A 13,267-nucleotide genomic window follows, 5' to 3' on the forward strand; every position below is an offset into this window, starting at 1 on the left:
TTCTTCTAGCAGAATATTTTGTGAGCCGCCTTGAGTACAGATTGAATATGAGTAAAAAATTACCGCCCCTACAAATTCTCCAAACCTTTTCAGTGGTTGCCGCGTCGAATAGTTTTACTGCGGCCAGTAAAGAGCTGCATTTAAGTCAAAGTGCGGTCAGCCGCCAGATCCAACAGCTCGAACATTACTTGGGTAAAAATCTATTCAATCGTAGCTCACGAAAGCTCACATTAACCGCGCATGGTGAAGCTCTGCTGCCTCAGATAGAAAAAGCGGTCGCATCATTTAAAAACTCTTTGGAAAGCTCACTGGCCAACGATCATCAAATCACGGTTCGAATGGCACCAACGCTTGCCCGGCGCTGGTTCCTTCCGCAGTTGCCTGAGCTTTTAGAAGTACTGCCAGAGCTTGATGTGAATGTCGATACTGCTTGGTTTTTAGAGCCGCAATTTGCGCTCGGAGAGGTCGATGTGGTCATCAGTTATGGTCATGGCCATTGGCCGGGAATGCAAGTGGTCCCGCTACTTAAAGAGTCAATTACCCCCGTGTGCTCGCCGCGCTACCCACTGCTAAAACAAAACCTAAGCCAAGAAGAAATTCTCCGCCGAGCCGTTTTATTGCATAACAATCGGGAACATTCTGACTGGTCATTATGGCTTGAGGATCAACAACTGCACCAAGCCACGACCTATAAAAATCAAATTTTTGATACGCAGGATTATGCGCTTACCGCTGCCGAGTGCGGCTATGGCATTGCCATGGGCGATTTAGCGCTCATTAAGCCAGAGCTTGAAAGTAACAAATTAATCTGTCCATTTGAACATACGATTGAGACAGGTTATGGCTACTACGCAATATTTCCAACCAACTCGGTCAATATCCCTAAAGTAAAAACCTTTATTAACTGGATAACGGCAGAACCGGTGCAGAAAAAGCACTCAGCCATTGCGCCAATACCAAAAAGGGCTAGCCAAACAACATGGCCAGCCCCGGGGTTTTTGCGCCGAGCGGTGTTATGAGTTTAAAGCGGCTAGACGCTCGCCAAGCGCTGCAATTGCTTTTTTAACTTGCACAGGTGAGGTACCGCCTGGATTGGTACGGCAACCAACCGAGCCTTCCAGCGTTAGTACTTCATAAACATCTTCTTTAATTGAGTCACTAAAGCTTTGCATCACATCAAGTGGCAGCTCTGACAAATGCACAATATCGTGTTCTTTGGCATAGCGAACCATCGCTGCAACATGGTGGTGCGCATCACGAAACGCTTCACCCTGACGAACCAAATAATCGGCTAAGTCAGTTGCAGTTGAGTAACCAAGTGATGCAGCTTCACGCATTTTGTCTTTTTTCACTTGAATAGTTGGAACCATCGCGGTGCAAACCTGAACAGCTGCCAAAACGTTTTGGAACGTATCGATGAGCGGCGGTTTAGACTCCATCAAGTCTTTGTTATAGGCAAGCGGCAGGCCTTTAAGCAAGCTGACGGCAAATGACAAGTTTCCTTGGATGCGAGCGGCACGGCCACGCAGCAATTCAGCCAAATCAGGGTTTTTCTTCTGCGGCATAATAGAAGAACCAGTACAGAACTGATCGCCTAACTCAACAAAACCAACCATCGGCGTACACCATAAGATCAGCTCTTCAGAAAAGCGTGACATGTGCGCCATAATAAGTGCACCAACATGGCAAACATCCACAACGAAATCACGATCAGAGACGGCGTCGAGTGAGTTTGCACACAATTTTTCAAAACCAAGAAGTTCTGCGGTGTACTCTGGCAAAATTGGGAAACTAGTCCCGGCTAGCGCCGCGCAGCCTAACGGCAAAACGCTTAAGCGCTCTTTTGCTTGATGGGCACGCTGCAAGTCACGCAGGAACATCTCAACGTACGCCATCAGATGGTGGCCAAAGGTAACCGGCTGAGCAATCTGCAGATGAGTGAAACCTGGCATGATGGTATCAACGTGCTCGCTGGCAAGTTTAGCCAATGCTTCAATCAGTTGCGTTAGAGCCGTGCTCAACTTAGTCAATTCAGCGCGCGAATATAACCGCAGGTCAGTAGCAACCTGGTCATTACGAGAGCGAGCGGTATGCAGTTTTTTACCGACACTACCGATAATTTCAACCAGACGGTGCTCAACGTTCATATGCACATCTTCAAACTCAACGCGCCAATCAAACTGGCCGTTTTTCATCTCTTCATCAATCTGAGTCAGCCCTTTAACAATAAGGTCATGCTCTTCTTGAGTCAGAATATTTGCTTTGGTTAGCATTGCGGCATGTGCTTTAGAGCCGATAATGTCATACTCAGCAAAGTTTTTGTCAGAGCCGATGCAGGTATGAAACCGTTGAAAGTCCACTGACGTTGCTTGAGCAAACAGTGGCGACCAGGTTTGTTGTGGTTTGTTTTCCATTTTATTTCCTAAATCAGTCAATTAAGTGCGTTCAGAGCGCTTTGCAACCAATGGCAATAGCGAGTGGACATCATCTGCTTGCTCAATTGAGCGAACGCAATCAATCAGTTGTTGGCTTAGTGACGCATCTAAACAATGCGACGTGACACTTTGAAATTTTTCAATAATTTGAGCCATCGACAGTGGATTTTGCGGGCTGCCTAATGGCCGCTGTGAGTGGCTAAAGACATTGCCGTGAATGTCGGTGACCTGAATAACGGGCTCTTCGTTATCAGCCATTGAATCATCCAGCTGAAAACTAACCTTCGCCATCCAGTGGCTCCACCAATCTCCCTGCCAGGTTTGAGCTTCAAGCTGGCTCAGGCCAACTTCATTAAACTCAAGCCAGCTGCACAGCGCATAAGCAATACTCATCTGCGCTTGAGCGCGTGAGTTAATCTGTGTACCGGCACACATACCCGCCTGGAACGGGCAAATCACCACAGTAATATCAGCAATTTCTGAGGTTTTAATGCCGTGTTCGCTTTGGATATAGCGCAATGAATCAATGGCAGAATGAGTTCCGCGACAGGTTGCATACGGTTTAATCGAGCAGCGATTCACGCGCCAGTACTGACCAAATTCCGTAATCAGGTCATCTGCGTGATGCTCGCTTTGATTAAATGAGCTTAAAAAACTGCCCCACGAGTCATTTTCAAAGATTTGATTTGGGCCGCTCATCCCAGCTTTAGCGAGATGTGCCGCCATATAACCACCTTCAGCCGCTCTTCCGGCGTGTAGTTTTTTGGTCTGGCTGCCATCATGGATAAACGACCAAGTACCACCGGCAAAAGAGGCTGCGATGCCCAATGCCGCTTGCACTTGCTTGGTGTCCAACTCGAGGAGAACGGCGCAGGCAACGGCTGCCCCGAACACGCCGCAGGTTCCCGTTGAATGCCAGCCTTGAGCATTATGCGATTCATAGCCGCCGGTTGCTTCAAGCACGCGGCGCCCGACTTCGTAGCCTAAAATTACGGCCTGTAAAAACAGCTTACCATTAACAGCGCTCTCAACTTTCGCCAGTGCAGCGAGCACCGCTGGCAACACCACCGCGCCTGAGTGATCGCAGCCGCCAGAATCATCCAACTCCAGCGCATGAGCGGAAATACCATTGATCATGGCCGCATCACGACCACTGCAATAACGGTCATGGCCGACGATGAGCGCTTGACCGATACTCAGCTCCCCCGCCATCGCACGCAGCGCCAGAGTCGTTTCGTCAGAATCAGCGCCAGCTAGCATCACCCCGAGGGTGTCGAGAATATGAATGCGGGTTTTATCAAGTGTTGCTAAATCAAAATCGCTAAAACGCGTACTGGTCACTAACTTTGCCAGACGCTCGGCATAAAATTCACTGGCGGCCATCGGCGAACTCCTGCAAATACTCAGCGAAAACTGCAACCGGATGTTCCGCTTCATTTTGCTGATTACTTTGCTGGTGCCAAGCGGCTAACTGTGAGCCAGTTGCGAACCAAACATCATCAAACTGAGCGATATAATCAAGCAGTTCATCGACAATAAAAGAGCGCCCGGGAGTAGCAATGATCTCCGGGCGAAGCTGCAAATTAAAGCACAAACCATATTCATGGTAGGCTGCAAATTCACTACGCCAGTTATCTAAGACGGCATCATAACCGGCCATGCGGCTATGCCCTTTGGGAAAGGCTGGCGTAAAGTTAAATTGAAAATAAGGGCGATCTTCAAGCTCTACCTGCACTGGCAGCTCAATCAAGCCACTTTGATGCTGATAGGGAAAATCATCACCGTTAAGCGTCGATGACCACTCAAAGCCCTGCGCTTTTAATAAGCTATCAAAGCCATTTGGCCACAGTCCGCTTGGCAGACGAAAACCTTTCGGCGCTTGTCCGGTAATCGTTGCAAGAGTCTCACGAGTGCGTTTGAGGCAATCAATATTTTGCGCATCAGACTGCTCGCAGTATTGTTCAAAGTTGATGCCGCGACCGGCAATCTCATGGCCTTTGGCACTGAGCTCGGCGATAAAAGAGGCTCGCTCACTAGCGACAGCTGCTGGGACAAACCAAGTCGTTGGCAGATCTCGGGCAAAAAGCTGCTCGCATAAACGCTCAACACCACGGGTCGTGCCATATTCCCATACGGAGCGACTCTTACTGCGCTGCGCCAAATCAGGGGCGATTGCCAAGGCATCTCGGCCATCATCGTAGATAATCGACAACATCACGGCGCAGCGTTTGCCTTTTGGCCATTGATATGAATTAGTTGTCATAGTTACTCCGCCACCACTTAGCAATCTGCGAACAATGACTCACCCAGACATCATCGTGCGAGCGAATCTGTTTAAAGAGCGTGTCTAAAATCTTCAACCGTCCCGGTTTAGCACTCACTTTCGGGTGCAAAATGGTTGTCCAGCAAAGTCCTTGTTGGTGATAGCCTTCAAATTCATGACACCAATTTGAGGCGACCTGCTGATAAGGCGAGATGCGATCGCCTCCTGATGGGAAACTTGGTAACTCAAATAACGCCAATGCAGAATAATCATCAATGTCCCAGCGACCTGGGATCTCAACTAAGCCAACTTTGCCTTCATTGAGGTGGAAATAGGGGCGATCGTCACCGCGCATGGAGCTTGAATATTGCACCCCAAACTCAAATAACAGCTTGGCTGTGTCGCTATTCCAATCCCCTGATGGCGTACGAAATCCAACCGGTTGCACGCCGAGACGCTGTTTAAAAATCGCTTTGGAGTGTTCCATAATCTCAAGCTGTTGCTCGCTATTACAGTTAATAAACACTTCGTGGCGATGGCCGTGATAAGCAACCTCGTGGCCGTCTTCGATGATCCGCTCACAGCGCTCAGGCCAATGTTCTAGCACCCAAGTCGGAATGAAAAACGTCGCGCTCAGTTGATATTTTTTTAATAAATCCAACAATCGAGGCAATGCCCGAAACGGGCCATAAGAGCCTTCGGTGAAATAACGCATGTTATCTTTGAGGGATTTATTGAGCATGGCATCACCGGTTGGCCCATCTAAATCAAAGGCTAATGCCACCGCACTTTGATACCCTTCAGGCCAAGCGGGGCGCGCCGACAGGTGGCGCGCCATAGTTAAATCAGACACAAATGTTCCTTGAGAGATTTCATGCTCGCTGTTGCGAGCTTATTTGCCGGCGCCGTTTACTTGAGCAGTTTTAACGCCGTTAGTAGTCAGTCCCCATTTGTCGAGGATTTTGGTATAAGTGCCGTCGGCAATCATCGCATTCAGCGTTTTAACCACTGCAGCACGCAATTCTGGGTTGTTTTTAGGAATACCGATGCCATAGATATCGTTTGATTTCATTGGCTTGCCGATCATTTTGTATTCGTTTGGCTCAAGTTTCATCTGATAAGCCATCGTTTCAATACCCTGCACAACCGCGTCATAACGGCCCTGTTTCATGCCAAGACGTGCAGCGCTTGAGTCTTCAGTTCCTTCAAAATGAATCGCTGTTTTGCCGTTTGCATCACAGTTAGCTTTGCTCCAAGTCATGATGCTTTGGCCAAATGTGGTTGAGCGGCTGGCGGCAACAGTTTTGCCACACAAGGCTAACTCGCTGGCATATTTACCCGCATTCTTTTTCAGCGTGAAGAACACCGGACCACTGGTCACGTAGTCAACGAAATCCATGGTTTTTTCACGTTTTGGATTATCGCTCATCCCAGAGATAATCAGATCGCCACGATGGGTCAGCAAGCTGCTTTGCAACTGGCTAAAAGCCGTGCTCACATACATTGGTTTTTTACCTAAACGATGAGCAATCTCTTGACTGATATCCACATCGAAACCCACGATTTTGCCCGTTTTGGCATCGTGATATTCCATTGGCGGATAGATTGGGTTCATCAGAAAATGCATCTTTGATGCGCTGATAAGGTTCAGATCATTAGTCGCAGCATGCGAGAGCACCGGAACAAACTCGGCTAACGCAAGACATAACGCAATATGTTTAAATTTCATAGAATATCCTTGTCTTAAAATCTAGAGAACGGCTGATATAAACTCACGCACACGCGGGTGTTTAGGGTTAATTAGCATGTTATCGGGCGTATCGCTGGCAACGATGGCCCCCGACTCCATGAATAGAACTTTGTCTGCCACTTCGCGGCAAAAACCAATTTCGTGAGTCACCACAATCATGGTCATTCCTGATTGAGCCAGCTCTTTCATGACCGCTAGCACATCCCCAACTAGTTCCGGGTCAAGTGCCGAGGTTGGCTCATCAAATAAAATCGCCTGTGGCCGCATTGCCAATGTTCGGGCAATCGCGACACGCTGCTGCTGTCCACCAGAGAGCTCATTAGGATAGCTATTGGCTTTTTCTGCCAAACCTACTTTTTTAAGTAGCTCCATTGCTTCTTTTTTGAGCTCCGCAGCAGGGCGTTTTTGCACATAAACCGGTCCTTCAATGATGTTTTCCAGAACCGTTTTATGCGGGAATAGATTAAAGCGCTGAAAGACCATGCCGACTTTAGAGCGCTGTTTGGCAATCTGTTTATCTTTTAATGGATGCAGCTTATTGCCTTGCTGGCGAAAACCGATGATCTCATCGTTAATTCGAATCACACCGCTTGAGGTACTTTCTAACTGGTTAATGCAGCGCAAAAAGGTGCTTTTGCCAGAACCTGAAGGCCCAATTACACACACCACTTCCCCTTCGTGAATATCGATGGAGATATCTTTAAGTACATGCAGCGTATCGAAATATTTATTCACTTTTTCAGCAGAGATAATTACCGCCATGATCAATCCTCTTTAACTAATTCGGTGCTGGCTGTCTTGGGCGCTGAGACTTTGACCTTGCGGATCCCCCAACCTCGGGAGAAATAACGTTCGAGATAAAACTGACCAATATTAAGAACCGTGACCACCACCAAGTACCAGATTGCCGCCACTATCAACAGTTCGATGACTCGCGAGTTGGCGTAGTAAATATTTTCAACACTGCGCAGCACTTCAGCATACTGAATCACACTGGCCAGCGAAGTTAACTTCACCATGCCGATGGTTTCATTACCAATCGGTGGCACAATCACCCGCATCGCCTGTGGCAAAATAATGCGTAACATTGCCCGAGAGCGCGTCATTCCGATTGACTGCGCAGCTTCAAGCTGACCTTTATCGATAGATAAAATACCCGCACGAACCACTTCGGCTGTGTAGGCGCCTTGCTGTACACCTAAGCCGACCAACGCGGCCACAAATGGCGTCATCACATCAACGGTTTGAATCGGGAAAAAACCAAAGAGGCTAATCGTGGGGAAGATAAGTGCTAAGTTAAACCACAGTAATAACTGCAAAAGCGCAGGGGTTCCGCGGAACAACCAAATATAAAAACCAGCGGCAGCGCGGAGCACTTTATTATCAGACATTCTTACAACGGCCGTTATTGTCCCAAGGGCAATCCCTAAAACCATTGAAAGGAACGTCATAATAATCATATTAAGGACGCCGTTTAATACGCTAGAAGTAAATAAGTTGTCTTCAACATATTCCCATGCAATCTGCCCTTTCCAAAATGCATGAGCCACATAGAGTAACGCGAGGATAAGACAAACAGCTGTTACTTTTTGTCCATTATGGGAGGGTTTTACATAGATAAATTCTGATGAAGAAAGACCACTCATTGGCTGCACTATTCCACTTAGCTGATAAATTCAGATCGATTAATTCATCATATGGAGGGAATAAATAGGCGACAAACGAATTATAAACATGGCTTCCATGCAAAACACGCATGAAACGATGAATAGTTAATTAATTAAATGAATTAACTATGCAGGCTGTACAATTTTTATTAAAAACTGCTGGGTGAAACGACAGTATAGTATTTAATTGAGTACTTTAAAAATTGATTTGACTATCTTCTATTACTTATCTGCACAAAATACTTAAATAACTAACAATTATGCATTTTGATAAAACTTGATAATCTAGGGTTATAATTGAAAGTTAATTATTTATAGTTAATTCGTCACTCACATAATCAGCAAAAGCCAATAACCCTTCTATGCTAAATTTGCATTATTGATAAATAAATCAACTACTCACCATGGAATTGCTCCCAGGCCACCGATTCAATATCACCATTTAACGATTTGCCGTTTTCATCGGCCAACTGATAACTCACTTGCTGAGTACCAATCGCCCCTTCGCCAGCAAGCCCCAATAAAATGGTGTACATCGAGTCAGTCAAAGCATCAGACAAAATCGCTTGAACGAGATTAATCTGCTGTTGATTCATGCCACTTTGAATCATCTCGGGAATGCGTGAAACGGATGATTTTTCAGAAAAATAAAGATGCTCTAAAGAGTTTTTCAACTCTTTAAACTCCAATACAAACTCTTCAGCAGTCATGATGAAATCCTTTTCAATAAATAGTGATGACAATTAATTTTACACAATTTAGCCAAATCGTCATCACGCAGGCTTTTAAGGAAAGATAAAGCATGCTCATCAGCGCACCAAATCCAAAGTTAAAGCTCAGCGACTAATCGGCCTTTGACTTTGCCACTTTTCAAACGCTCTAATCCTTGTGCTATCTCATCAAACTTAATGGTCGATAAAGTTGGGTTTAAGCGCCCAGTGCGAAAGTATTCATAAACACCTGCGATATCCGCATTGGTCCCACCATTGCTGCCCTTGATCGTTACCTGTTTTTGGATCATCGTCATCACATTCAAGGTTGTTTCTAATTTGCCCATTCCAACGAGAATCACTTTCCCTTTAAATGCGACAGCTTCTATAGCATCGGCAGTTGTTTGGCCAAACCCTGCGTAATCGACAATCACCTCTGGGGCATCTGCTTTTAAATCAAGAACGTTTTCGTACACCTTTTTACACCCCAGCTCTTTTGCCAACGCCCGAGCGTCTGGATTTAAATCAACCGCATAAACTTCGCAGCCTTCAATTAAAGCCATCTGGGTGGCGAACTGCCCTAACCCACCAATACCAATGATCCCAACTTTCATCCCTTTTTTAGCGCCACCTTCGCTAAACAGTGCATGATAAGAAGTCATCCCGGCATCGGTTGCCGCAGCGCCTTGAATATAGCTGACCTCATCGGGCAGTGCGATGAGCTGAATGGCCGGAACGGCAAGTTTGTTGGCATAGCCGCCATCACGACCATACCCAATCGTCATGTTCGTTTGGGTATTAATAGGACAAACACCAACTCGATCGCCGACTTTAAATCCCGTTACAGCGGCGCCGACTTCACGAATAACACCGGCACATTCATGACCAAAGATCACAGGCTTTGGATAATATGGCATCCAGATTGGGTCTTCTAACGCACCAACATCAGAGTGACAAAGCCCTGCGGCTTTAATATCTAAAATGACTTCATCGGGAGCCGCTTTAGGGTCTTCTTTTTCGATTAACTTGGGCGCCACATGGGTTTTGGTAAATAGCCAACCTTTCATCAAACCACCTCCTTACGCTGATTCTGCTTTAGCATCAAAAGGGCAAGGCAATACACCCGGTAAGTAACCACCAATATTGATGCCTAAAAACCAGCATACCACTGCGCCAAGTTTTGACTTATGAAGCCACTCGCATATCTAGCTGGTTTTTTAGCGCCATGAACGAACAGCCATGTGCTATTAGAGATCGGGTTAAAATATAAAATGTGATGATTATAGCTCTTACTAACAGCGGGGGAATTTAACGAGATGTCGATGAAGAACTATTTCATAAGAATTTAAATATCGGTGAGACTCACAAATTAATGTAAACAAGGCGTCCCGTTATGCAAACACTCTTCGCCGACTAAATAGCATAGCATTCCTGGTGCATCTTCCTCTTTTTGACACTGCTGCATCGCCGATTGAATTGCTTGAGTATGCGAAACAGAATAACCATCACCACGCGCATAATGATCGGAAATATTTCTTGATATCGCGACCATATGCCAACTGGCGCAAGCCGAATAAGAAAAGCTCAAGAATAATATCATTAAAACTATTTTTCGCATAATAGATACAAAGCCAATCGTATTAAATTAAATACATATTTTAATAACCGTAAATAAAATAAAACCAGCGTTAAAATAACGCTGGCTCTTGTCACGGGAGAACAAGTAAATAAATAACAAGCATATGTATAATACATGTTGTATTTAGCAAGGCAATCTAGAGGATAAAAAATAAAACTTATATCTTAAATAAAAAGCTGGCACAACATTCATGGCTGTGCCAGAAAAATGGGATAGAGACGTGATTCAAACTAATTAGTTAGCACCTCCCACTTATTGGTTTAGAAAAAACCTATTTTAATAATAACTAATAAACCATCAACCTCTGTGCAGCCGACAATTATTAGCCATTATGTTAATAGGCACCTCTATTTATATAGCCAATTTAATGAGAACAATCTATCAATATAAAAATTATTAACCTCTTTCTTAATCTATATAATATATATAATAATTGTATATGTTCTGACATTTTATATGATATTAATAGCGAAGGCTTACAGGGAGTTTTTCGATTAGCCAACTTACCCTTGCCTTCGCTCTTTTTTCATACTTAACTCATCTGTTAATCACACCAATCTATTGATCTATTTTAATTGATTAAGGAATCAGGCAAGGATCACCATCTGCGATACATTTAACTTTCTTAATAAAGCAAGAATGGTTAGAAAATCGCTCTTTATGTTTACAGTCTTTTAAAGCTAACTTTCTAGCCTGGTGAAGTGAAGATGCAACCACATCATGTTTAACGATTGAGCCTTTCGTGCCATCCCCAAGCACAGTAACATGCCAACTAGCCATAACCGGCAACGATAAAATCGCTAAAAGATAAAATAACTTCATAATAATACACATTTGATCTAACAGTTATTTATAAACTATTAGCTATCACTCAATGATGAAATCACTATAAATATTATTTAAATTATGACATTGGCAAATCAATAAAAAAGCGGGCATTAAATAAGCCCGCTTTAAATTATTTATCAATCAGCAACTAACCGTTCATCGTAGTTGTATCATCATCAATGGTGATCGTTGCAACTTCTGTGACATTATTATCATCATCCGCGACATAAATATCGTAAGAGCCATCACTAAGATTATCCACGCCCACTGTAGTTGTTGTATCAGCTGTTAGCTCAGCACTTTCTGCTGCAACATCTGATAAAACAGTGCTGGAGGTAACCGTAGTGGATGAAGAAATAATATACACATCACCATCTTCATCACTGGTTACTGACACATCATTATCAGAGACAGAAACCGCTGAACTTGGACTATCATCTGAGTTAATGGTTACGGTTGTAGCAGAACTGATATTACCCGATGCATCAACCGTATAAACATCATAACTACCATCAGCAATATCGCTCAGCGTTGTACTACCGTTTTCGCTAACCGTATCACTACCTATTAATTCTACACTGCCATCGGTAAAGTCAGTAGAGCTGTCAATATCAGTCCCTGACACCACCACATAGACAGTGCCTGCTTCATCACTTGTTACCGTCACATCGTTATCACTGACATCGACGATTTCTGATGGGGCGGTCAAGTCATCAACAACGGTGGTCAATTCCAACACTGAAGATTCAGATACTAATGCCCCATTAGATGAATTACTAACTGTGACCGAATCTGTATACTCCGTCACATTCCCCGCTGCATCCACCACATACACATCGTAGGTCCCATCAGCTAACCCGCTAATCGTCCCTGTACCATCATTCACTATAACTGATGCCTCAGCCGCAGCAGCAATATCGCTCTCACTTGTATATGCCGTTGAACCTGAACTGGCGTCCACAATATACAGGGTATAACTACTGTTATCCGTATCTGTCGTCACTGTAATACTGTCATCGGTCACAGTAACATCTGATATCTCAGGGGCTGTACTATCGCTTCCTGGTGTCACGATAGCATAGCCAGTGATGCTACCATCTTCATCCACCGCCCATATATACCATGAGCCTGATGATACACCGGTCCACGTCAACGAATAAGTGCCGTCGGCATTGTCTGTTACATTGCTTTTGTAGTTAGTCGTTACAGCCGTCAACTCAGCCAGTGTTGTGATGGAGTCTGGGTCGCTTACACTACTCGAACTCGCAGCATATACTGCTGTAATCGCAACATCACTACTGACGGTCGCGGTAAACGTTGAACTAGTCGTGTCTACATCAATAATGTCAGGAGCACTGATCGTGACCGAATCTGTATACTCCGTCACATTCCCCGCTGCATCCACCACATACACATCGTAGGTACTGCCTTCATCTAACCCGCTAATCGTCCCTGTACCATCATTCACTATAACTGATGCCTCAGCCGCAGCAGCAATATCGCTCTCACTTGTATATGCCGTTGAACCTGAACTGGCGTCCACAATATACAGGGTATAACTACTCTCATCCGTATCTGTCGTCACTGTAATACTGTCATCGGTCACCGAGACAGATGATATCTCAGGGGCTGTACTATCGCTTCCAGGCGTCACAGTCGCATAGCCAGTGATATTACCATCTGCATCCACCGCCCATATATACCATGTGCCTGATGATACACCGGTCCACGTCAACGAATAAGTGCCGTCTTCATTGTCTGTTACCCAGCTTTCGTCTTTATAGTTGGTCGTTACAGCCGTCAACTCAGCCAGTGTTGTGATGGAGTCTGGGTCGCTTACCTTACTCGAACTCACAGCATATACTGCTGTAATCGCAACATCACTACTGACGGTCGCGGTAAACGTTGAACTAGTCGTGTCTACGTCAATAATTTCAGGGGTGTTATAATCAACCGTGACCGAATCTGTATACTC

At 45.0% G+C, this 13,267-nt stretch carries 13 protein-coding genes; 1 reads left to right on the forward strand and 12 read right to left on the reverse strand.

All coding sequences use genetic code 11. The annotated features are described in order from the left end of the window. The first annotated feature begins 47 nt into the window (after positions 1-47). Positions 48-1,019 (forward strand): LysR substrate-binding domain-containing protein, encoded by a 972-nt coding sequence (locus ABTQ23_RS18270; protein WP_408617197.1) that lies wholly within the window; start codon positions 48-50, stop codon positions 1,017-1,019. On the opposite strand, the gene argH is transcribed toward ABTQ23_RS18270, so the two are convergent. The 12 genes from argH to ABTQ23_RS18330 form a co-directional block, all read right to left on the reverse strand. Further along, the gene (argH, locus tag ABTQ23_RS18275) at positions 1,014-2,414 is read right to left on the reverse strand and encodes an argininosuccinate lyase (RefSeq protein ID WP_408617198.1); all 1,401 of its coding nucleotides are present in this window, start codon (positions 2,412-2,414) and stop codon (positions 1,014-1,016) included. The two genes, ABTQ23_RS18270 and argH, sit on opposite strands and share 6 nt — an antisense overlap. A 21-nt stretch (positions 2,415-2,435) precedes the next feature. Beyond that, positions 2,436-3,818 (reverse strand): MmgE/PrpD family protein, encoded by a 1,383-nt coding sequence (locus ABTQ23_RS18280; RefSeq protein ID WP_408617199.1) that lies wholly within the window; start codon positions 3,816-3,818, stop codon positions 2,436-2,438. Next, the gene (locus ABTQ23_RS18285) at positions 3,805-4,698 is read right to left on the reverse strand and encodes a polysaccharide deacetylase family protein (protein WP_408617200.1); all 894 of its coding nucleotides are present in this window, start codon (positions 4,696-4,698) and stop codon (positions 3,805-3,807) included. The genes ABTQ23_RS18280 and ABTQ23_RS18285 overlap by 14 nt, the downstream gene beginning before the upstream one ends. Beyond that, the gene (locus ABTQ23_RS18290; protein ID WP_408617214.1) at positions 4,688-5,536 is read right to left on the reverse strand and encodes a polysaccharide deacetylase family protein; all 849 of its coding nucleotides are present in this window, start codon (positions 5,534-5,536) and stop codon (positions 4,688-4,690) included. The genes ABTQ23_RS18285 and ABTQ23_RS18290 overlap by 11 nt, the downstream gene beginning before the upstream one ends. 54 nt (positions 5,537-5,590) lie before the next feature. Then, on the reverse strand, positions 5,591-6,427 hold the full coding sequence (locus tag ABTQ23_RS18295; RefSeq protein WP_408617201.1) for an ABC transporter substrate-binding protein: 837 nt from the start codon (positions 6,425-6,427) through the stop codon (positions 5,591-5,593). Positions 6,428-6,448: 21 nt separating this feature from the next. Next, a complete protein-coding gene (locus ABTQ23_RS18300) occupies positions 6,449-7,210 on the reverse strand; it encodes an amino acid ABC transporter ATP-binding protein (protein WP_408617202.1) in 762 nt (253 codons plus the stop codon). Positions 7,211-7,212: 2 nt separating this feature from the next. Then, on the reverse strand, positions 7,213-8,094 hold the full coding sequence (locus tag ABTQ23_RS18305; RefSeq protein WP_408617203.1) for an amino acid ABC transporter permease: 882 nt from the start codon (positions 8,092-8,094) through the stop codon (positions 7,213-7,215). Positions 8,095-8,510: 416 nt separating this feature from the next. Beyond that, positions 8,511-8,825: a hypothetical protein gene (locus tag ABTQ23_RS18310; protein WP_408617204.1), complete on the reverse strand. Its 315-nt coding sequence runs from the start codon at positions 8,823-8,825 to the stop codon at positions 8,511-8,513. 119 nt (positions 8,826-8,944) lie between these two features. After that, a complete protein-coding gene (locus ABTQ23_RS18315) occupies positions 8,945-9,892 on the reverse strand; it encodes a zinc-binding dehydrogenase (protein WP_408617205.1) in 948 nt (315 codons plus the stop codon). A 302-nt stretch (positions 9,893-10,194) separates the two neighbouring features. After that, positions 10,195-10,413 (reverse strand): hypothetical protein, encoded by a 219-nt coding sequence (locus ABTQ23_RS18320; protein ID WP_408617206.1) that lies wholly within the window; start codon positions 10,411-10,413, stop codon positions 10,195-10,197. 630 nt (positions 10,414-11,043) lie between these two features. Next, entirely contained in the window at positions 11,044-11,286 is a 243-nt protein-coding gene (locus tag ABTQ23_RS18325) for a hypothetical protein (protein WP_408617207.1), read from the reverse strand. Positions 11,287-11,440: 154 nt separating this feature from the next. Continuing rightward, positions 11,441-13,267, reverse strand: a 1,827-nt coding sequence (locus ABTQ23_RS18330) for a beta strand repeat-containing protein (protein ID WP_408617208.1), incomplete at its 5' end; no start/stop codon positions are given.

Origin of the sequence: Celerinatantimonas sediminis (assembly GCF_046054195.1) — a bacterium.
In the GTDB taxonomy this organism is placed as follows: Bacteria; Pseudomonadota; Gammaproteobacteria; order Enterobacterales; family Celerinatantimonadaceae; genus Celerinatantimonas.